Source organism: Nonomuraea sp. NPDC049309, from assembly GCF_043196965.1.
Classification (GTDB): Bacteria; Actinomycetota; Actinomycetes; order Streptosporangiales; family Streptosporangiaceae; genus Nonomuraea; species Nonomuraea fastidiosa.
In genome coordinates this window covers 47,555-68,665 of record NZ_JBICSH010000001.1, presented here as the reverse complement: position 1 = coordinate 68,665, position 21,111 = coordinate 47,555, and the positions used below count along the sequence as shown (strand labels likewise).

Here is a 21,111-nt window from a genome sequence, read left to right as displayed (position 1 = left end):
CGGCGAAAGGCCCGGATCCCGCCGCCTGGGGTTCGGGCCCTGCGCATATGCCGGCGCCCACCCCGCCCGCACAACCCGCACGTGACGCTCCGCGCTCGAGGCCGTGACGTCCGAGTAACCGCCGCGCCGCCGGTGACGCCAAGCTGCCCTGCCCTTGAACATCTGCTGCTGGCGCGTCGCCGACGCGCCTCTGGCCGACTGTGGGGACGTGTGGTACCCCTACTACAGCGGTGCCGCCCGGAGCGCGCCCGCGTCACCCGGCCGCACCTCCTGACAGCCGCCACCCGTCCCTCCTCGTGTGGCGCCCCGCCTGCGGCGTACGGTGACGAGCCCGCCGCCGCACCGGTGACGGCGAGCTCACCCGCCCCCTACGAACCTGTGGGCGCCGCCGCTGGTCCGGCGCCTTCCCCTGACGCCCGTCGAACACACCGGCGTCTCGCTGGAGGGCAAGCAGCAAGGGCGTGTTTCAGAGGGCGATGAGCCAGTCGGTGATGGCGGAGACGTGGATGCGCAGCTGCGACACGCCGCCGATCAACGCTCCGAGGCAGCCCCTAAGGTCGCCTGGTCACCTCGGCCGGCCGTTCGGTGATTTCGCGAAGGGATGCGGCCTCGGCGGCCAACGCCGTAGGCACGTCCGTCGTGCGGTGCCGGATCGCGCAATACGGCGGCCGGCGCGGTCCAAGGCGGCCGTGGACGCGGCCGGAGCCGAGGGTCAAGTGCTGAGAGTCCGGGCCATGCGGATCGGCGAGCCGGCGCGGCCGTCAGAACGCGCCGGGAAGCCCATGAGAAGCCGGCACGATTGACGAATCTCGTCAATCGACAATGTCATGCCCGCGTTCTTGCATAGAGGGCGAGATCGCGGGCCAGATGGGCGCGGCGCAGGCCGCGCGTTCGCAGGTATCGGAGATCCTCGGCGGTGTCGTACATGAGCTGAACGTGGAAGTAGTTCACGTGCTCCAAAAACGCGAACAAGCCGAACACCAGACCCGGCCAGCTTCCCACTCCCGGATCGGTGACCACGCCCCGAAGGATGACGAGCAGGCCCGCGGTCAGAACGGCGACATTGCCCCAGCGGGCGACCGTGAAAGCGCCGGCTCCGGGCAGGGTTTTGCGGCCCGTGTCCAGCCTGCGGCGCTTGGCCCGCCAATAAGCGGCTCCCTCCAGCAGGAGAAGCGCGGTCAGACCGAAGCCCACGATGTTCACGGTCGTCAGCGGAAACCCGACCGCGACGAACCAGATCATCGCCTGCAGCGGGATGTTGAGCAACTCGAGCCACGCCAGCGAACGCAGCCGTCGCCGAATCCACGTATGAGAGCGATGATCCATTCGCCGCATTATCGCAGGCTCATTCAGCTCCGCATCATGGGGGTCCGGCGGCGCCGGGAAAGCGGTGCGCGAGGACGGAGTCGAACCGCCACAGCCGAAGCGTCCGGTTTACAGCCGGGTGGGCTCGCCACATGCCCAGCTCGCGCGTGAGTGACCCCAGCAGGACTCGAACCTGCACCAGACCCGGCTTCGTAGGCCGGCGCTCTCGTCCATTGAGCTATGGGGCCGTACCCCGTACCGGATTCGAACCGGCGATCTCCCGGGTGAAAGCCGGGTGTCCTGGCCACTGGACGAACGGGGCGCAGTACGTCCGGCGGGATTCGAACCCGCACTGACCGGTTCCTAAGACCGGCGCCTCTCCCATTGGGCTACGGACGCGTGGAGAGCCGCAGCGGGGACTCGAACCCCGTCCTGCTGGTTGGAAGCCAGCCGCCTTACCCGTTCGGCTTCTGCGGCTTGGTGGACCGACGGGATCTCGAAACCCGAACTCCTGCTTGCAAGGCAGGTGTGATGCCTTTTCACCATCAGCCCATGGCGCTTCGCTGTGCAATTGTCAATCAGCAAAAGGAAAGGCCGCCGGGTGGTCACCTGGCGGCCTCTGGAATGGTCCTCTCCGAGGATCATCCAGGAGCCACCTCACGCAGGGCGCGGCCCAGCTCGGCAGGGCGGCGATAGCCTCGCCCTTCCTGTCCGAGTGCGGCGGCCGCGAGAAGCATGACGTGGTTCCTTTGCTGTGGTCCGGAGGGGGCGGATCGGGCACCGCCCCGCGTTTCGTTGTCATCGACGGTAATGGCGGACTCGGCGGTCGTGCCACTTATTTTTTCGGACGCATGAGCGCCACCGGGAATTCCCGCCGAGTTCTCAGGCCGTCGCGATGAGGCGGCGCAGGGCCGCCTGAGCGGGCGGGCCCCAGGAGGCCTTGCCGCCCGGCCGTCCGTGGACGCCGGCGTCGCCGACGTGCAGGCCGAGGAGGGCGCGGATCACGGCCCACCCGCGGGCGCGGCGCAGGGTTGCGGTGTCCGGGGACGGCTCGTAGGCCGCGTGGCAGCGCTCGACGGCGGCGGCGTCGGGCAGCAGGGTCCAGGCGGCGGACAGGTCGCAGGCCGGGTCGCCGGCGAACAGGTCGCCGAAGTCGATCACGCCCGAGATGACGCCGTCCGCGGTGACGACGTTCGCCGCGTGCAGGTCGCCGTGCAGCCATACCGGCGGGCCGTCCCAGGCGGGCGCGGTGGCGGCGGCCTCCCAGATCGTCCGGGCGACGCCGGCGTCCTCGCCGGAGACGAGCCCGGCCTCGACGGCCGAGGCGAGCTGATCGGCCACGTACGCGGACGCGGCGGCCAGGGGTCCTCCGCGCCCCCGGCCCCCGGTGTCCGCCTCTGCGGGGGCGGGCTGGTGGAGGGCGGTCAGGAAGGCGGCCAGGACGTCGGCCGACTCGGCGCCGCGCGTGACGGGTGCGCGGTCGGCGGGCTCGCCCGGCACCCAGGTGGTGACGATCCACGGCCGCGGGAACGCCGATGACGGCCGTCCGAGCCGCTGCGGCACGGGCACCGGCAGCGGAAGCCGCGGGGCGAGCCTCGGCACCCAGGTGTGCTCCTTGATCACCAGTTCATCCGCGTCCTGCGTCGCCCACGGCAGCCGGACGGCGAGGTCGTCGCCGAGCCGCCACAGCTGGTTGTCCCAGCCGCGCGCACCGAGCCGCACGGGGCGATCGGCCAGGTCGGGGTGCTGCTCGCGGAGCAGCTCCCGTACGAGGTCCGCGCTGATGTCGATCTCGGTGTGCGTCATGCGGTGCAACCTAGCCGTTCCCCGGGTCCGGCGATTCCGGGCGTACGGCGAAATTTCTTGATCGAAACTCGCAACCTTTGCCCGGAACCCGTCATCGAACCAGACATGATGAAGACGATGATGGGGGCATCGCTCCTCGCCTGTTCGCTGCTCGTCGCCGGTGCCACCGCGGCGGTCGCCGAGGCGAAGCCGACGACGCTGGGTCCCCACGGCTACGGTGCCGTCAAGCTCGGGATGACCACCAAGCAGGCTCAGGCGACCGGGCAGATCGTCAAGAAGCTGGACGGGGGCGGCCTCTCCTGCTCGGGCTGGGACCTGAAGAAGTTCAGGACGCCGAAAGACTCTGTGGGGCTCTACATCTCGCCGCGCGTGGGGCTGGCCGCCATCTGGGCTCCGAAGGGTGTGCGGACGCCGCAGGGCATCAAGATCGGCTCTACGTTGAAGCAGCTCAAGGCGGCGTACCCGGGCGTCAAGAAGGACTTCCACGGCTACTACGTGGTCACGGTGCCGGGCAACAAGAAGGCGTACTACAACTTCACCGTCACTCGCGGCAAGGTCACCGAGTACGGCATCGCGCTGCGCAGCCAGGACTGCTTCAACTAGTCCGGAGAGGCGGGGTCATCTGCGCGATAGGGGCGCGCGCCGCGAACGGGGGCGTGTCGCGAACGGAGGGGCGCGCTGCCAACGGGGACGCCGGACGAATCCGAGGGCGTGTCGCGCGCGTCGCAAAGGGCTGAAAGCGGGGGCCGCATGGGGGTTCGTCGGCCCCCGCTTTCACATACGGTTCACCACCGGGATCGCCGCGTTCAGGGTCGCGACTGTGGCTCCGTACGTCACCGGCCGGGGGGCGGTCCTCACCGGGCCGCGCAGCGCGGCGACGCCCGCGGGCGAGGTCCCTGGCGGCATGGCGTGACGATCGGGCTCACCCAGGCGGTCGGGCTCACCCCGGCGGGATGCGGGCGCTGACGGGGACGCCCATGCGCGAGGTCGCCGGCCGCCGCTCCCCTGTTCGTCGTGGGCCTTGGGCAGGGACTGGGCATGAGCCCGCTGCTCGGCGCGGCGCTGCAGAACGGCTGTCGCTGCTGCTGGTGCCCGTGCTCCGGAGAGGCAGGCCCTAGCCCGCCGGGACAGCGGCGGGGGCGGGCTAGGTGCGGGATCGTGGGGCGATGCCCGTTTCTGCCGGTGGGACGAGGTCCTTGACGGCGGCGATCGGGACGTCCTCGGTGCAGGTGCGGACCAGCAGGGTCTCGACGGCGCGCAGCATGGCCGTCGCCGTCTGCCTGGTCAGGTACGCGGTGTCGATGATGAGGCTGAGCTGGCCGGTGTCGGGGGCGGTGCCCAGGGTGAAGAACGCCTTGAACCGGACGCCGGGCCAGGCGTTGGTGACGTACGTGCGGGTCTTCGCCGTGAGCGGGGTCAGGTCCTCGCCGAGGCGGGGCAGGTTCGGCCAGGTGCCCTCGCCGCGCCGGTCGTTGAAGAAGGCGTCGAGGTCGGGCTCTCCGCCCCTGATGCGGCCGATCTCCTCGCGCATGGCCGTCATCTCGAACGGGTCGTAAACGGCGTTGCGGTAGGCCATGAGGGCGCTGTGGTGGGCGGCCAGGCAGGTGTCGGTGAAGCCGGTCTCGGGCAGGTCGAGCACGAGCAGGGCGTCCTGGCCCACGGTGGCGACCAGCGGACGGGTGCGCGGGTCGCGCCGGTTGCTGTGGACGAGCTGCATGACCGCCCGCGGCCGGCCGCTCGCGACGGCCAGGACGGTGGCGCAGCCGGCGATGAGCACGCTCGTCGTGCTGATCGACAGCCGCTCGGCCAGCCGCACGGCCGCCGCCGCGAGCGCCACCGACTCCATGCCGACCTCGATGAACCGGGGGTCCTCCGGCTCCCCCGGCGGATGGTCGAACACCTCGAGCGGGACGGTCTCGAGCACCTTGCGCCAGTAGCGGATCGACCGCCGCGAGCGGGCCTGGAACGGCTCCTCGCGTTCCAGCGCCGCCTGCTCCATCGGCTGCCACGGGGGCGCAGGCAGGTCGTCGCCGCGCAGCAGCGCCCGCCACTCGGCCGACAGCAGGCTCAGCGCCTGGTAGTCCACCGCCAGGTGCGAGAAGACGAGCGCCAGGGCGCGCGGCCGGCCGTCGGCCATCACGACGGCGCAGCGCAGCGGCAGGTCCGCGCCGTGATCGAAGATCGTGGTGCCGAGCTCGGCGGCGATCCGCCCCGCGGTCGCCAGCGGCCCGTCCGGGTCCGTCCGGACCAGCTCGACGGTCAGCTCGCCGCTGCGCGCCACCCGCTGCACCGGGCCGTCCGGGGTGTCGATGAACGTGGTGCGCAGGCTCTCGTGGCGTTCGAGCATCCGGCGCAGCGCGCCCAGCACGGTCGCGAGGTCGCGCCTGCCGTGCACCGGCAGCACCCAGGGGCAGTTGAGGAACGACTGGCTGGGCCCCATCAGGTGCACGGCCCGCCACATCAGCCGCTGCCCCCAGGTCAGCGGCGCCTGGCCGTCCCGCGGCCCGCTGAACCGGACCGAGGCGGTCGCCATGGCCGGGGTGGTCATCGGGCGTCCAGCAGGTCCGACACGTGGGCGGCGAGCGCGTCCACGCGGTCGAAGGCGGACAGGTCGCCGCCGAGATCGACGTCCACGCCGAAGACGTCCTCGATGGCGTCGATGAGCCTGATCCACGCCAGCGAGGTCAGGCCCAGCGCGGACAGCGAGTGCTCGCCGGCGAGCGCCTGCTCGGCGCTGATCTCGCCGTCGGACACGGCGGCCACCAGGTCCGCGAGCCTGCGTTCCAGGTCGCTGCTCACCGCGCGCCCCCCTTCGACTCCTGGCGCAGCCGTACGCTGCGGGGACGCATGTCCGTCCAGATCTCGTCGATGTGGTCCAGGCACTCCTGCCGGTCGCCGGTGAAGCCCGTCGCCCGCCAGCCGTCCGGGATCGGGCGGTCGAGGGGCAGCAGCGAGTACTGCTCCTCGTCGTTGACGACCACCTGGTGTCGTCCCGTCACGTCATTCCTCCTTCTGTCGCAGGGCTTGTACGCCGACCAGGTCGTCGGCGACGGCGTCCGGAACCTCGTCGTCGAAGCGGGCCAGGGCCGGAACCCGCATCGCGGCCAGCGTGAGCGCGAGGATGGCGAGGCCGAAGAGCACGTACATGAGGCCGATGCCGCGGCCGGGGCCGACGCCGATGACCGCTCCGACCGTCGAGGCGAGCGGGCCGCCGTCCAGCAGCAGCGGGTCGAGCAGGCCGGCGGCGTACGGCGCGACGAGCCCGTACCCGATGGGCAGCGTGGACCAGGCGATGAGCGTGTTCATCGCGAACACCCGGCCGTGGAACCGCTGCGGCACCTTGACCTGCACGATCGTGGTGTAGATGCCGTTCAGCAGGGTGATCCAGAGTGTGATGCCGCACACGCCGGCGGCGATCACGACCAGGTCGGCGCGCAGGCCGGTGAGCAGGCAGAAGCAGCCGAGCACGAGGCTGCACAGCAGCACGCCGCGCAGGCGCCGCCGGCGCGGGCCGCCCCAGACGACCATGATGAGCGCGCCGATGAACGTCCCGAGTCCGGCGAGGAACGAGATCCTGCCGACGTCGGCGAGCTCGGCGAAGGAGAGCACCAGCGGCGAGAACATCAGCAGCAGCGGTGCGAGGAACACGTTCAGCACGACGAAGAACAGCAGCATGGCGACGAATCCGCGGTGGCCGAGGGAGTAGCGCAGGCCGCCGAGGATCTCGTCCTTGATCGACTCGCGGCGCCGCCAGGGCATGCTGTCGGGGAAGCGCACCGCCAGCACGACGGCGATGGCGACCGCGTAGCCGGCGATGTCGAGCAGGAGGATGCCGCCGAGCCCGATCGCCGACATGAGCCCGACGGCGAAGATGGGCACCAGGAGCTGGGCGGTGCCGTTGCCGAGCTGCGTGATGCCGACGGCGTGCCCGAGGTAGTGCTTGGGGACGAGCTGCGGGACGGCGGAGAAGTACGCCAGGCGCTGGAACGTGAGTGCGACGGACAGGCAGCCGAGGAGCGGGTAGATCATGTCGACGGAGAGATTTCCCGTCCAGAGCAGCACGCCGAAGGCGAGCTGGATGGTGAACGCGGCGGCGTCTCCGGCCAGCATCACCCGGCGGCGGCTCGTCCTGTCGATGATCGCGCCGGCGACCGGTGCCACCAGCATGCCCGGCACCAGGCCGACGACCGCCATGAGCGCGAACTTCGCCACCGACCCGGTCGTGGTGTAGATCCACAGGGGGACGGCGAACTCCGTCAGCGCCGATCCCGTCATGGAGACGAGCTGGCTGAGCGCGATGGCGAGGAAGCGCGGAATGCCGGGCCTGACGCCGGTCGGGGCGGGCATCGTGTCGGCGTGCGACACGTCGTGCAGCCACCAGGTACGGCCATCGCGTCGCGGCGGCCCGGCCGGGCGGGGACCGGCCGGTTCCTTCAGGTTCCGGTGGACGGTGGTGACGATCTCGGCGAGCTCTTGCGCCCGATATTTCAGAAAAAAGTGGCCCGCCTCTGCGAGCACGACCACCGCCGACACCGAGGTGAGGAAGTGCCATTCGCGGAAGCGTTCCTGGTAGTAGTCCGTCGCCGGATCCTCGGTCCCCACGACGCTGATCACGGGAGCGCGCAGCCGCTGCGTGCCGGACTCGAACAGGCGGGTGTAGTAGTCCTCGGCCTCCCGCGAGTCGCGGCGCATGTTCCGTACGATGCGGCGGGCCTGCGCGGGGTCGAGGTCGCTCATGTCCACGCCCTGCGAGATCAGCCAGTTGACGTAGCGCTGATCGCTGCGCAGCCGCTCGGCCTCGGCGATCTTGGCGATGCGCGACATGATCCGGCCGCGCGGGCGGGCGAACGGGAAGATGCCGCCGATGTAGATGCCGTCCAGCTCGCGGCCGGCGGCTTCGAGCCGGCGGGCGATCTCCACGGTCAGCGCCGAGCCCACGCCGCAGTGCCCGTACAGGACGATCGGACCCTCGACCTTCTCCAAAATCTCGCGCACGCACCCGGCGGCCAGCTCGTCGAACGGCAGCCTCTCCTCGTCCATGCCCACGTCGTGACCGGGGATCGCCACCGACCACAGCGCGTGCCCGTCCGGCAGGGCGTCGGCGAGCGGCTGGTAGACGACGGCGCTGCCGCCGCCGTACGGGACGCACACGTAGCTGAGGACCGGGCTGGTGCTGCCGGCGGCGGTCAGCCGGTGCAGCAGCGCGCGGGGGCCGCGCCGGTCCTGCGGGGTGTCGGCGAGCGCGGCCAGCTCGCGGACGGTGCGGTGCTTGAAGACGTCCATGACGCTGACCACGGCGCCGGTCTCCTGGCGCAGCCGGGCCACCACCTGGGTCGCGAGCAGGGAGTGGCCGCCGAGGTCGAAGAAGTCGTCGTCCACGCCGACCACCTCGACGCCCAGCAGCTCGCTCCAGATGGCGGCGAGCGCGTGTTCCGTGGGGGTGCCGGGCGCGATGAACTCGACCGTGGCGTCCCTGGTCGCCACGGGTGCGGGCAGGCGGCGGCGGTCCAGCTTGCCGTTAGGGCTCAGCGGCAGGGCGGCGAGGGTGACGTAGCTCGCGGGGACCATGTAGTCGGGCAGCGTCTTCTTCAGCTCGGCCCGCAGCGCGCCATGATCGAGAGCCTGGTCGAGAGCCTGGTCGAGCGCCTGGTCCAGGGCTTCGCCGGTGCCGGGGGTGACGTACGCGACCAGGCGGTCGTCGCGGACGATCACGGCGGCGTCCCCGACGGCGGGCAGCGCGCGCAGCGCGGCCTCGATCTCGCCCGGCTCGATGCGCAGGCCGCGCAGCTTGACCTGGGCGTCCAGCCGGCCGAGGAACTCCAGCACCCCGTCGGGGCGGCGCCTGACCAGGTCGCCGGTGCGGTAGAGGCGCGAGCCCGGCGGGCCGTACGGGTTCGGCACGAACCGCTCGGCGGTGAGCGCGGGACGGTCGAGGTAGCCCCTGGCCAGGCCGGCGCCGCCGATGAACAGCTCGCCGGGCACCCCGATCGGCACCGGGGACATGGCGGCGTCCAGGACGTACAGGGCGGTGTTGGCGATGGGGGTGCCGATCGGGACGCGGGCCGCCGAGGTGAGGGTCTCCGGCCGGCAGTGCCAGGCGGAGACGTCCACGGCGGCCTCGGTGGGCCCGTACAGGTTGTGCAGCTCGGTGGCGGGAAGCGCGGCGACGCAGCGGCGGGCCAGGTCGGCGGGCAGTTCCTCGCCGGAGCAGATCACCCGCCGCAGCGAGCCGCACCCCGCGCCGCCGTTCTCGGCGAGGAAGACGGCCAGCATCGACGGGACGAAATGGGCGGTGGTCACGCCCTCGGTGGTGATGAGCTTGCGCAGGTACGCGGCGTCCTTGTGGCCGCCCGGCGTCGCGAGCACCAGCCTGGCCCCGCAGCGCAGCGGCCAGAACAGCTCCCACACCGACACGTCGAAGCTGAGCGGCGTCTTCTGCGCCACGACGTCGGCCTCGCCGATGCGGAAGCGGTCCTGCATCCAGTCGAGCCGGTTGGCGATGGCGCCGTGGCTGTTCGGCACGCCTTTGGGGCGGCCGGTGGAGCCGGAGGTGTAGATGACGTAGGCGACGTCGTCGGGCCGTACCTCGGGCAGCGGTCCTTCCGCGCCGGTCCACACGCCGGGGTCGTCCAGGTCGAGGACGGTCGCGCCGGTGTCCGGCAGGTCCGGGCGGATGCTCCGCTGGGTGAGCAGCACGGCCGGTGCGGCGTCGGCCAGCATGAACGCCACCCGGTCCGGCGGGTATTCGGGGTCGATCGGCAGGTACGCGGCGCCCGCCTTGAGCACGCCGAGCAGGCCGGGCAGCAGCTCCAGCGAGCGTTCGGCGCACACGGCGACCACCGTGCCGGGGCCCGCGCCGAGGTCGCGCAGCGTGCGGGCGACCCGGTCCGCCCGGGCGTTCAGCTCGCCGTACGTCAGTGACCGCCCTTCGAAGCGCACCGCGACCGCGTCGGGAGTGCGGGCCGCCTGGGCCTCGATGGGGCCGTGCAGGGTGGCGGGGCCGGGGTATTCGGTGGCGGTGTCGTTGAAGGTGTGCAGGACCTGGCGGCGTTCGTCCTCGGTGAGCAGGTCGATGCGGGACAGCGGGGTGCCGGGGTCGGCCGCGACCCGCTCCAGCAGCGTGCACAGATGGCCGGCCAGGCGTTCGATGGTGTCCGGCTCGAACAGGTCGGTGTTGTAGACGAACATGCCGCCCGAGTCGTCGCCGGCGTACAGCTCCAGGTCGTAGCGGGTGGCCCAGGAGTCCACGGGGAAGTCGGTGACGGTCAGCCCGGCGGGCGGGTCGATGGCCTCGTGGCGGTAGTTCTGCATCGCGAACATGACGCCGAACAGCGGTGACCTGGACACGTCGCGCGGCACGTCCAGCTCGGAGACGAGCTGCTCGAACGGCAGGTCCTGGTGGGCGAAGGCGTCCAGGACGAGGTCGCGCACCCGGTCGATGAGCTCGGCGAACGTGGGGTCGCCGGTCAGGTCCACCCGCATGGTGAGCATGTTCACGAAGCAGCCGATGACGCCGTCCAGCTCGGGGACCTGGCGGCCGGCCACGGGCGATCCCACGGCGACGTCCTCGGTGCCCGCGTACCGGCCGAGCAGCGCGGCGAGCGCGGCCAGCATGACCATGTACGGCGTGGCCCGGTGCGCGCGGCCGAGCCCGGCCAGCGCGGCGGCCACCTCGGGGTCGAGGGTGAACGAGTGAGCGGCGCCCGAGTAGGTGCGTTCGGGCGGGCGTGGCCGGTCCGCCGGCAGGTCCAGCGGTTCCAGGCCGGCCAGCCGGTCGCGCCAGTAGTCCAGGTCGCGCTGGGACGGGGGCAGGCCGCGCTGCCAGGCGGCGTAGTCGGCGTACCCGACCTGCGGGGCGGGCGGTGTGCGGCCGTCGTAGCGGGCGAAGACCTCGCGCAGCAGCACGTCGGCGGACCAGCCGTCGGCGGCGATGTGGTGGATCGCGATCACCAGCACGTGGTCGTCGTCGCCCAGCCTGATCAGCAGCGCCCGTGCGATGGGACCCGCCGCCAGGTCGAACGGGGCCGCCAGGAACCGCTCGGCCTGCTCCTTGGCGGCGGCCTCGTCGGGCGCGTCGCGGACGGTGAGGGGGAGCGTGGCGTCCGCGGCGAGCACGACGCGCGGGCGGCCGTCCTCGGTGGCGGGGAAGCGCATGCGCAGCGCGTCGTGCCCGGCCACGACGGCGTCGAGCGCGGCGGCCAGGGCTTCGGTGTCGAGCGGGCCGCGCAGCCGCAGCCGGATCGGGATCGTGAGCTGGGCGGTGCCCGGCGCGAACTGCTCCAGGAACCACAGCCGCTCTTGCGCGTGCGACAGCGGCGGCGGCTCGCCGCCGGGGCGTGCGGGGATCGTGCGGCGCGGGGCCGCCCCGCGCCGCAGCCGCTGTGCCAGCAGCGCCTGCTTGGCCGCAGACAGCTCGTTCGATCCCGTCACCGCGCCACCTTCCTCAGCACCATCGCCTCCGAGCACCTCACTCCCCCACCTCCAGCAGTTCCGCGGCCTCGGCGTCGGTGAGCGCCGAGAGCTGCTCGATCACCAGCCGCTCGACCGCGGCCGCGAGCCCGGCGACGGTCGGGTGGTCGAACACCGTACGGATCGGCACCTCCGTCTCGACCGCGTTGCGCAGCAGGGCCGCGAGCCGGGTGGCGAGCAGGGAGTGCCCGCCCAGGGCGAAGAAGTCGTCGTGGACCCCGACCGTCTCCAGGCCGAGCAGCTCGCGCCAGACCTCGGCCACGAGCACCTCGGCGTCGGTGCGCGGGGCCACGTACTCCGCGGCGGGGCCGGGCTCGGGCGCGGGCAGGGCCGCCACGTCGACCTTGCCGGTGATCGTGAGCGGCAGCTCGGGCAGGCTCACCCAGGCCGTGGGCACGAGATGGGCGGGCAGGATTGCGGCCAGGCGCTCGCGCAGCTCGCCCGGTTCGGCCGGCCCGGCCACGTACGCGGCCAGCCGTTCACCGTCGGCCGTCACCACCGCCTGCCGGACGCCGGGCTGGGCCAGCAGGACGGCCTCCACCTCGCCCGGCTCCACCCGGAAGCCGCGCACCTTCACCTGGGCGTCGAACCGGCCCAGGAACTCCAGCGTCCCGTCCCGCCGCCACCGCACCCGGTCGCCGGTCCGGTAGAGCCGGGAGCCGGGCGGGCCGAAGGGGTCGGGGACGAACCGGTCGGCCGTCAGCGCCGGGCGGCCCAGGTAGCCCCTCGCCAGTCCCGCCCCGCCCAGGCACAGCTCGCCGGGGCAGCCGGGCGGTACGGGCTCGCCGTGCGGGCCGAGGACGTGCGCCGTCGTGCCGGCGATCGGCCGCCCGATGGGCGGGCGCCCCGTGGTGTCGTCCGCGCCGAGGTCGTGGGCCGTGGCGATGATGGTGGCCTCGGTCGGCCCGTAGGTGTTGATCAGGCGTACCCGGTCGCCGAACCGCTCCCGCCACCTGGCCACCGCCGCCGCGTGCACCTGCTCGCCACCGAGGATCACCAGCCGCAGCGGCTCCGGCCAGGTGACGTCGCCGAGCGCCTCGGTGAGCCGGTGCCAGTAGGCGGTCGGCAGGTCCAGCACGGTCACCCGCCGGCCGGCCGGGGTGCGCAGTACGTCGGGCAGCGACGCGGCGCCGTCGGGCAGGAGCAGCACGCTCGCACCCGCCGCCAGCGCCGGGTACAGCTCCTCGGCGTGAGCGTCGAAGCTCAGCGAGGCGAACTGCGCGATCCGGTCGTCCGGCCCGATCCCGTACGCCTCCCGCATCCAGTGCACGCGCGCCGCCAGGCCGCCGTGCTCGACCAGCACTCCCTTCGGCCGGCCCGTCGAGCCCGAGGTGTAGATCACGTACGCCGGGTCGTCCGGCTCGACCGGGTCCCAGTCGCCGTACCAGTGGGGCTCGCCCGGCCCCGCCTCGTCGCCGGTGACGAGCACGACCGTCTGCTCCGGCAGCCGCGAGGCGAGCCCGGCGTCGGTCACCACGAGCCGGGCGTCGCTGTCGGCGATCAGGAACGCGAGTCGTTCGTCGGGGTAGGCGGGATCGAGCGGCAGGTAGGCGCCGCCGGCCCGCCACACGGCCAGCAGGGCCACGATGGCCTCGGCCGACCGTTCCAGGCAGACGCCGACCACGCATCCGTCCGCGACGCCGCGACGCCGCAGGGCCGCCGCGAGCCGCGCCACCTTGGCGTCGAGCTGCGCGTAGCTCATCGCCTCGCCGCCCTGCACCAGCGCCGTGGCGTCGGGGTGGGCGGCCATGGCCCGCCTGATGAGCGCGGGCACGCTCTCCCCGTCGCCGGGGACGGCCGGTCCGGACGCCTTCAGCACGGCCCTGTCGGCCTCCGTCAGCAGGGGCAGCCGGGAGATCGGGGTCTCGGGGGCGTCGGCGATGCCCTGGAGCAGGGTCTCGAACCGGGCGGCCAGCCCCTCCACGGTGTCCGCCCGATACCGCGTGACGTCGTAGCCGAGCACCGCGAGCAGCCCTCGCTCGTTGCGCCAGAACTCCAGCGACAGCTCGAACTTGGCCTGCCGGTACCCGCCGTCGAACAGCTCCACCCCGAGGTCGCCGACCCGTTCGGGCGGAGCCCCCTCTCCCGCCTCGCTGTGCAGAATGAGCATGGTGCTGAGCAGCGGGTTGCGGTTCAGGTCGCGGGGCACGCCCAGCTCGCCGATGAGCCGTTCGAAGGGGACGGTCCTGTGGGCGTGCGCGTCGAGCACGGTACGCCGGGTCGCCTCCAGCAGCTCGGCGAAGCGCGGGTCCCCGGACAGGTCGCCGCGCAGGACCAGCGTGTCGGTGAGGTAGCCGATGACCGGCTCCAGCTCCATCCGGTCCCTGGTCGCCCACGGGGTGCCGACCAGGATGTCGTCCTGCCCGGTGTGCCGGGCCAGCAGCACCTGGTAGGCGGCGACCAGCACCATGAACAGCGACGCGTTGTGCTCCTGCGCGATCCGTTCCAGCCGGGACACCAGCTCCGGGGGCACCGTGAAGGTGTGGAACGCGCCCTCGGGCCGCTCGCCGCCCGGCAGGTCGGCGGGCAGGTCGAGCACGGGCGGGTCGGCGAGCTGGTCGCGCCAGTAGGCCAGCGACTCCTCGGACTCCTGCTCCCGCTGCCACAGGGCGACGTCGCCGTACTGGATCTTCAGCGGCGGGAGCTCGGCGTCCCGGTCCTGGTAGAGGGCGAAGAGGTCGTCGAAGAGGATCCCGATCGAGGTCCCGTCCGCGATGATGTGGTGCAGCACGAAGCAGAGCACGTGATCGCCGGGCCCGAGCCGGAGCAGGCTGACCCGCAGAGGCGGCGCCTCTTCCAGGTCGAACGGCGCGTTCGTGCGCTCGGCGACGAGCCGCAGCGCCTCGGTTTCCGCGCTCGGCGATCCCGCGAGGTCGATGCGCTCGACGGTCACGGGGCCCGGCGGGTGGATGACCGTGATCGGTGCGCCGTCCACGTCGGCGAACGACGTGCGCAGGCTCTCGTGCCTGGCCACCACCGCGTCCAGCGCCTCCTGCAGCGCACCGGTGTCCAGCTCGCCCCGCAGCCGCAGCACCAGGTACATGTTGTAGGAGGCGTCGTCCGGGTCGAATTTCTGCAGGAACCACAGCCGTTCCTGGACGAACGACAGCGGCGGGACGACCCCCTCGGGACGCGGCGGGATCTCCGCCGCCGGGCGGTCACCCTGCAGCCGGACGATCTCCTCGACGACCCCCTGGATGGTCGGGTCGTCGAAGAAGGCGTCCAGCGACACGTCCACGCCCAGGCTCTCCCTGATCCTGGCCGAGATCTGGGTGATGGTGAGCGAGTGCCCGCCGAGGTCGAACAGGTCGTCGTCGATGCCGACGTCGTCCAGCTCCAGCACCTCGCACCAGATCCGCCGCACCTCCTCGACCAGCGCCCCGGCGTCGTCGCCCGGCGGCGCGGCTTGCTGTGCCGATCCGGTTTCCTGTGCCGATCCGGTTTCCTGTGCCGATTCGGCTTTCTGCGCCGATTCGGTCTCCTGTGCCGGCTCGGTCTTGCGCGGCGGCTCGGGGAGCGCGGCGCGGTCCAGCTTGCCGATCGGGTTGAGCGGGAGGGCGTCCAGCAGGACGTACGCGCTCGGCAACGTGGCGGCGGGCAGGGTCCTGGCCAGGTGGGCGGCCAGATCGCCGGCGCCGGGTTCGCCCTGGGCGGGCACGACGTACGCGATCAGGCGGTGGTCGTCCGTTCCCTCGCCACGGACGACCACCGCGGCCTCTCCCACCTGGGGATGCTCGCGCAGCCTGGCCTCGATCTCCCCGAGCTCGATCCGGTGGCCGAGCAGCTTGACCTGCCCGTCCCTGCGGCCGAGGAATTCGATCTCGCCGTCGTCCCGGTAACGGGCCAGGTCGCCGGTGCGGTAGAGCCGAGCTCCTGGAGGGCCGAAGGGGTCGGGGACGAAGCGTTCCGCCGTCAGCGCCGGCCTGCCCCGGTAGCCGCGCGCCACCCCGGCCCCGCCGATGCACAGCTCGCCCGCGACGCCCTGGGGAACCGGCCGCAGTGCCTCGTCGAGCAGGTAGATCCGGGTGTTGGCGAGGGGCCGGCCGATGGTGACGACGTCGCCGTCGCCCGGCTCGCCGTACGTGCTCCAGATCGTGGTCTCCGTCGGGCCGTAGACGTTGACGACGCGGGGGAAGCGCTCGCGCAGCTCCTGCGCGAGCCGGGGCGGCAGCGCCTCTCCCCCGGTCAGCGCCGTCACTCCGGCCAGGCCGCCGGGCAGCAGCAGCCGCCACACCGACGGCGTGGCCTGGACGTGCGTGACGCCCTGTTCGGCGACCAGCCGGGCCAGCGCCTCCGGCTGCCGTACGGCGCCGTGCGGCGCGACGACGACCCGGCCGCCGGTGATCAGCGGCAGGTACATCTCCAGTGCGCTGATGTCGAAGGCGGGCGAGGTGAGCGCGAGCCAGGCGTCGGCGGGTCCCGACCCGAGCCGGTCGCGCATGGCGAGCAGCAGGTTGGCCAGGTTGCCGTGGTCGACCTCGACGCCCTTGGGCCGGCCCGTCGAGCCCGAGGTGTAGATCACGTACGCCGAGTCGCCGGGCCGTACCGGCTCCGCGAGCGCCTCCCCTGTCTCCAGGGACGCCCGGTCCACCAGGAGCACCGGCCAGGCAGGCGCCTCCGTTTCGGACAGCACCAGCACGGGACGGGCGTCGTCCACGATCATGGCGAGCCGTTCCGCCGGGTGATCGGGGTCGAGCGGCAGGTACGCGGCTCCCGCCTTGTGCACGGCGAGCAGGCTCACCAGGAGCAGGTCGGAGCGGCGCAGGTGCACGGCGACCAGCTCGCCGCGCCCGACCCCGGCCTGCCTGATCCTGGCGGCCAGCCGCCCGGCCTGCGCGTCCAGCTCCGCATACGTGAGCGTCCTGCCGTCGAAGGTGACGGCGCACGCGCCGGGACGGGCCCGCACCTGCTCGGCGAACAGGCTCGGCAGCGTCGCATCGGCGGGGTAGGCGACCTCGGTGTCGTTCCAGTCGACGAGCATCCGCCGCGCCTGCTCCGCCGGCATGACGTCCAGCTCGCCCAGGCGGGTGCCGGGATCGTCGGCGGCGTGCCGCAGCAGGGCGCGCAGGCCGTCGGCGAAGCGGGCGGCGACGTCGCGGTCCACGGCCGCCGGGTCGTAGCGCACGCACAGGGCCAGGCCTTCGGGGCCGTCCACGATCTGCAGGTGCAGCGGGTTCCGCGCGCCGCCCGCGAACATCATGCGGTCCACGGTGACCGTCAGGCCGGGGAAGACGGGGTCGGGCTCCTGCCGGCGATAGCTGATCGAGACGGGGAGTGCCACCCGCCTCGGCGGCGCCTCGCGGAAGCGGTACACCGCGCGCAGCTCGTCTCGCAGCTCGCCGACGAACGCGCGGAAGCTCTGCCCGCGTTCCGGCCGGGAGAGCACGGGCAGCTCGTTGACGAACGCGCCGATGTGGTCGCGGGTCTCGGGGCCGCGGGTGGTGACGTCGATGGCGACCGCCACGTGCTCCGTGCCGTACCGGAACAGCAGCGCGTGCACGCCGGCCAGCAGCACCTCGAAGGTCGAGGCGCCGGTCGCCGCCGCGGCCTTGCGCGCCGAGCGGGTCAGCTCGTGGTCGAGCCCCGCGTCGATCTGCTCGCCGGGCCCGTACCGCCGCCCGGTGCGCCGCTGCCCCGGCAGCATGATCTCGCCCGGCTCGCGTGCGGCCCAGAACTCGCCGGCCTCCGCCGTCACGTCCGCCGCGGGCTCCTGCCGGGTGAGCGGCAGCGGTGTCAGGGACTCGGATCTGTAGGCCGCGGCGAGGTCGCGTACCAGGATGTCCTTGGAGATGCCGTCGAAGACCAGATGGTGGGCGACGAACAGCAGCAGATGCCGCCGCTCGCCCGCCTGCGCGAGCGTGAACCTGGCGAGCGGCCCCTTCTCCAGGTCGAACGGCCGCGCGCTCTCCTCCCGGATCAGCCGGTCGGGATCGGTCCGGCCGGCGACCGTCACGGACGGTCGCGCGGCGGGGACCAGCCGGAGCCCGTCGCCGCTCTCGGCGACGGCGGTGGCGAGCACCGGATGCCGGGCGGCCATCGCTTCGCACGCGCCGAGCAGCGCGGGCACGTCGAGGTCGCCGTCGAACCACAGGGCGAGCGGCATGTGGTACGCCGTTCCCGCTCCCATGTGCTCGCCGACCCACATGTCCTGCTGGACGTACGAGGCCGGCACGCTCTCCTGGCAGTGCGTCATGTGCGTTCTTCCTGTGATCGTGGTCAGGTGGCGTCCGGCCGGAGCAGGTCGAGCAGCCGCGACTTCACCACCTTGCCGAGGTGGTTCTTCGGCAGTTCGGGGACGAACAGCAGCCGGCTCGGCAGCTCGTGCCTGGCCAGCCGGTCCATCAGGAACGTGCGCAGGTCGGCGGCGCTGACCGGCGACCTGGTCACGACGGCGGCCGCGGTGACCCGGCCGAGCACCGGATGCGGCACCCCGACCACGGCGGCCTCGGCGACCGACGGATGCTCGTACAGCGCGGCCTCCACCTGCAGCGTGGACACCTTGTGCGCGCCGGACTTGATGACGTCGCTCTCCCGGTCGACGAGGTAGAGGTAGCCGTCGGCGTCGAGGTAGCCGACGTCGCCCATGCGCACCCAACCGTCCTTGAAGACGGTCTCGCTCAGCCCGCGGTCGCGGTAGTAGGAGCGGGTGCCCACCGGCGAGCGCAGCCAGACCTCGCCGGTCTCCCCGGTCTTCGCGGGCCGCCCGTCCGGACCGACGATCTTGAGATCGCCGCCCGAGTGCGGGCGTCCCACCGAGGCCGGCCGCGTGGGGTCCACGATCATCACGGTCTGCGCAGGAGCGGCCTCGGTCGAGGTGTAGTAGTTGACGATCGTCGCTTTCGGGAACGCCTTCGCCATGCCGGCCGCGACGGCGGGCGGCAGGCTCGCCGCGGTGGATCCCAGCAGCCGCACGCTCGACAGGTCGTGCCGCTCATGGACGCGGGCGTTGAGCAGTTCGATGGCCATGGCTGGCACCACGAAGACCGTCCCCACCTTGTACGACTCGATCAGCCGGGCGAAGCGGGCGGGCGTGAAGCGCGGCATGGTCAGCGCGGCGGGGCGGGCGCCCAGGGAGTTGACGAGCATGGTCTGGCCGGCGTTGCTGCCGATGGGGAAGGCGTGCAGGAAGTGCCGGGAGTGCAGGAGGCTGCGGCGCTTGGGGTCGGCGGACAGGCCGTAGGCGAGGTTGGCGTGGGTGGCGCCGACGCCCTTGGCCTTGCCGGTGGTGCCGGAGGTGTAGATGATCTGCGCCAGCCCGCCGGGTTCCAGGTCCCTGCGCACCGGGCCGTCGTCCGCCTGCTCGAGGTCCGCCGGCGTTCCCCGCCAGTCGCCCACGTGCGGTGGATCGATCCCGGGGCCGTGCAGGACGGCGCTCACGGAGCAGTCGGTCAGCGCGTGGCGTAACTCGGCGGGGGCCAGCCGCGCGGACAGCGGCACGGCGACTCCGCCCGCTCGCATCACGCCGCACCAGGCGACGGCGAGGTCGATCCAGTCCCGTTCGTCGAAGACCAGCCCGACCCGCCGGCCGCTCGCCAGGCCACGGTCGATCAGCGTGCGGGCGACGGCGTTGCTGCGCCGGTCCCAGGCGCCGAACGTGAGCGTCCCGACCTCGGCCACCACGAGCGCCGGGCTCTCGGGTTGCTCTTGGGCGCGGCGCGCGAGCAGATCCGGCACCAGCAGCCCAGCGTTACCCTTCACCACGATACGTGACCGAAACTTTTCGTAACCATGGAACGCTTCCTTGACTCGAAGACCACCCAGAACACGCCTAATACGGCCGCACCGAAAACCGTATGGACCGAAGAATAGGCAATTCGCACCGGCAACAACAGAGGGAAATTTTAAGAAGTTAGCCGAAAGTTTCAGACTGCGGCGGCTCCGGCCGGAGACCGGCTGAACCGCAGCGCCTCGGCCCGCGCGGCCGGGCGGTTCGCCGCCGTGCCGCCGCACAGCGATGAGTTCGCCCGCCGCGGCGAGTCTCCTCCATCGATGGATTCGCACCGACCCGTGAGAACGGAAAACCTGTCGATGGACAACGAAGAGGACACGACGATGAGGCGCGGCGCGCAGCCCGTGCGCGAAAGCACATCCTTGGCCGCAGGAGCCGCGGCGTGAGCGTCATCCCGGGCGATCGCAGGACCTTCTACCAGGTGCTGGCCAACACCGTGCTGGTGTCGGTGGTCAACAGCACCGCCTGGTTCGCCATCACGTTCTACGTCTACCTGCGGACGCGCTCGGTCTTCGCGACCGGCGTGATCTCCGGCATCTTCCTGGTGCTGACGGCGCTGTCCGGCATCTGGTTCGGCAGCCTGGTCGATCAGTACTCCAAGAAGACGATGATGCAGGTGTCGGCGCTGGCGTCACTCGTGCTCTACATCGGGGCGCTGACGGTCTACCTGTCGGTGCCGGAGGAGTCGTTCACCGATCCGGCGAGCGTGCCGCTCTGGGTGATGGTCGTGCTGCTGATGTTCGGCGTCATCGCGGGCAACATCCGCACGATCGCGCTGCCGACGCTGGTGACGCTGCTGATCCCCGAGAAGGGCAGGGACCGCGCCAACGGGCTGGTCGGCGGCTCGACGGGGGTGAGCTTCCTGGTGACGTCGGTGTTCAGCGGCGCGCTCGTCGCGCTCGGCGGCATGTTCTGGGTGCTCGTGCTCAGCCTCGGGACGCTGGTGCTCGCGCTGCTGCACCTGGCCGCCGTCCGCGTACCGGGCAATCCTGAGGCTCCCTCGCGGGAGACGCCGGAACGGTCCGTGGACCTGCGCGGCACGATGCGGCTGGTCGGCGAGGTGCCGGGGCTGACGGCGCTGATCCTGTTCACCACGTTCAACAACTTCCTCGGCGGCGTCTTCATGGCGCTCATGGACCCGTACGGGCTGACGCTGGTCCCGGTGGAGGTGTGGGGGCTGCTCTGGGGCGTCTTGAGCACCGGGTTCATCGCGGGCGGGCTGCTCGTCTCGCGTACCGGCCTGAGCCGCAACCCGCTGCGGGTGCTGCTGCTCACCAACCTCGTGCTGTGGGGCGTGACCGTGCTGTTCCCGCTGCGCTCCTCGATCGTGCTGCTCTGCCTGGGGATGTACGTCTACATGCTGCTCATGCCGTACGCGGAGGCTGCGGAGCAGACGATCCTGCAGAAGGTGGTGCCGTACGAGCGGCAGGGGCGGGTCTTCGGCTTCGCGCAGAGCGTGGAGCAGGCCGCCTCGCCGCTGACCGCGTTTCTGATCTCGCCGATCGCGCAGTTCGTGGTCATCCCGTTCATGACGGACGGCGCGGGCGCCCGGGCGATCGGCGGCTGGTTCGGCACCGGCACCGACCGTGGGCTCGCCGTCATCTTCATGGCGGCCGGCCTCGTCGGCCTGCTCGCCACCGTCGCCGCCTTGCGCAGCCGCCCGTACCGGCGGCTCAGCGAGCGCGTCACCTCCGCGGCCCCCGAGGAGGCGGCCGAGCCGGAGGACCTTCAGCAGGCCAGGCCCTGACCCGCCGGTCGGCCTCAACCCTGGTCGGGTTTCTCGCGTGATCCGGAGAAACGAG

Annotated in this window: 10 protein-coding genes and 6 tRNA genes; 2 read left to right on the top strand and 14 right to left on the bottom strand. The window is 72.3% G+C overall.

Going from position 1 to position 21,111, the window contains the following annotated elements:
• Positions 1-825: 825 nt before the first annotated feature.
• The 8 genes from ACGFIM_RS00260 to ACGFIM_RS00225 all read right to left on the bottom strand — a co-directional run bounded on the left by ACGFIM_RS00260 (position 826) and on the right by ACGFIM_RS00225 (position 3,111).
• Positions 826-1,326 carry a hypothetical protein gene (locus ACGFIM_RS00260; protein WP_393192200.1) on the bottom strand — a complete coding sequence of 167 codons (501 nt, stop codon included), beginning with the start codon at positions 1,324-1,326 and terminating at the stop codon, positions 826-828.
• A 65-nt stretch (positions 1,327-1,391) separates the two neighbouring features.
• Positions 1,392-1,472: transfer RNA gene (locus ACGFIM_RS00255), tRNA-Tyr, on the bottom strand.
• A gap of 5 nt (positions 1,473-1,477) precedes the next feature.
• Positions 1,478-1,553 (bottom strand) — tRNA-Arg (locus tag ACGFIM_RS00250).
• Position 1,554: 1 nt separating this feature from the next.
• Positions 1,555-1,627 (bottom strand) — tRNA-Glu (locus ACGFIM_RS00245).
• Positions 1,628-1,631: 4 nt separating this feature from the next.
• Positions 1,632-1,704, bottom strand: a tRNA-Leu gene (locus ACGFIM_RS00240).
• 6 nt (positions 1,705-1,710) lie between these two features.
• Positions 1,711-1,782 (bottom strand) — tRNA-Gly (locus tag ACGFIM_RS00235).
• 1 nt (position 1,783) lies between these two features.
• Positions 1,784-1,857 (bottom strand) — tRNA-Ala (locus ACGFIM_RS00230).
• Between the two features lie 330 nt (positions 1,858-2,187).
• Positions 2,188-3,111: an aminoglycoside phosphotransferase family protein gene (locus tag ACGFIM_RS00225; protein WP_393192197.1), complete on the bottom strand. Its 924-nt coding sequence runs from the start codon at positions 3,109-3,111 to the stop codon at positions 2,188-2,190.
• Between the two features lie 117 nt (positions 3,112-3,228).
• Here ACGFIM_RS00225 and ACGFIM_RS00220 point away from each other — a divergent pair, with 117 nt between their 5' ends.
• Positions 3,229-3,714, top strand: a complete 486-nt coding sequence (locus ACGFIM_RS00220) for a hypothetical protein (protein ID WP_393192194.1) — start codon at positions 3,229-3,231, stop codon at positions 3,712-3,714.
• A 541-nt stretch (positions 3,715-4,255) separates the two neighbouring features.
• Here the strand turns inward: ACGFIM_RS00220 and ACGFIM_RS00215 are convergent.
• The 6 genes from ACGFIM_RS00215 to ACGFIM_RS00190 are packed head-to-tail and all read right to left on the bottom strand — an operon-like array spanning position 4,256 to position 19,278.
• Complete coding sequence (locus ACGFIM_RS00215) at positions 4,256-5,659, bottom strand: condensation domain-containing protein (protein WP_393192191.1); 1,404 nt, start codon at positions 5,657-5,659, stop codon at positions 4,256-4,258.
• Positions 5,656-5,910, bottom strand: a complete 255-nt coding sequence (locus ACGFIM_RS00210) for an acyl carrier protein (protein ID WP_393192188.1) — start codon at positions 5,908-5,910, stop codon at positions 5,656-5,658. Before ACGFIM_RS00210 ends, ACGFIM_RS00215 begins: the two co-directional genes overlap by 4 nt.
• Positions 5,907-6,110: an MbtH family protein gene (locus ACGFIM_RS00205; protein ID WP_393192185.1), complete on the bottom strand. Its 204-nt coding sequence runs from the start codon at positions 6,108-6,110 to the stop codon at positions 5,907-5,909. Before ACGFIM_RS00205 ends, ACGFIM_RS00210 begins: the two co-directional genes overlap by 4 nt.
• Position 6,111: 1 nt before the next feature.
• A complete protein-coding gene (locus tag ACGFIM_RS00200; RefSeq protein ID WP_393192182.1) occupies positions 6,112-11,541 on the bottom strand; it encodes an amino acid adenylation domain-containing protein in 5,430 nt (1,809 codons plus the stop codon).
• Between the two features lie 37 nt (positions 11,542-11,578).
• Positions 11,579-17,773, bottom strand: coding sequence for an amino acid adenylation domain-containing protein (locus tag ACGFIM_RS00195; protein ID WP_393192179.1), 6,195 nt, complete (start codon positions 17,771-17,773; stop codon positions 11,579-11,581).
• Between the two features lie 23 nt (positions 17,774-17,796).
• Positions 17,797-19,278, bottom strand: a complete 1,482-nt coding sequence (locus ACGFIM_RS00190) for a class I adenylate-forming enzyme family protein (protein WP_393192176.1) — start codon at positions 19,276-19,278, stop codon at positions 17,797-17,799.
• A gap of 413 nt (positions 19,279-19,691) precedes the next feature.
• Between ACGFIM_RS00190 and ACGFIM_RS00185 the strand changes: the two genes are divergently transcribed.
• Positions 19,692-21,056, top strand: coding sequence for an MFS transporter (locus ACGFIM_RS00185; protein WP_393192173.1), 1,365 nt, complete (start codon positions 19,692-19,694; stop codon positions 21,054-21,056).
• The last annotated feature ends 55 nt before the right edge of the window (positions 21,057-21,111 follow it).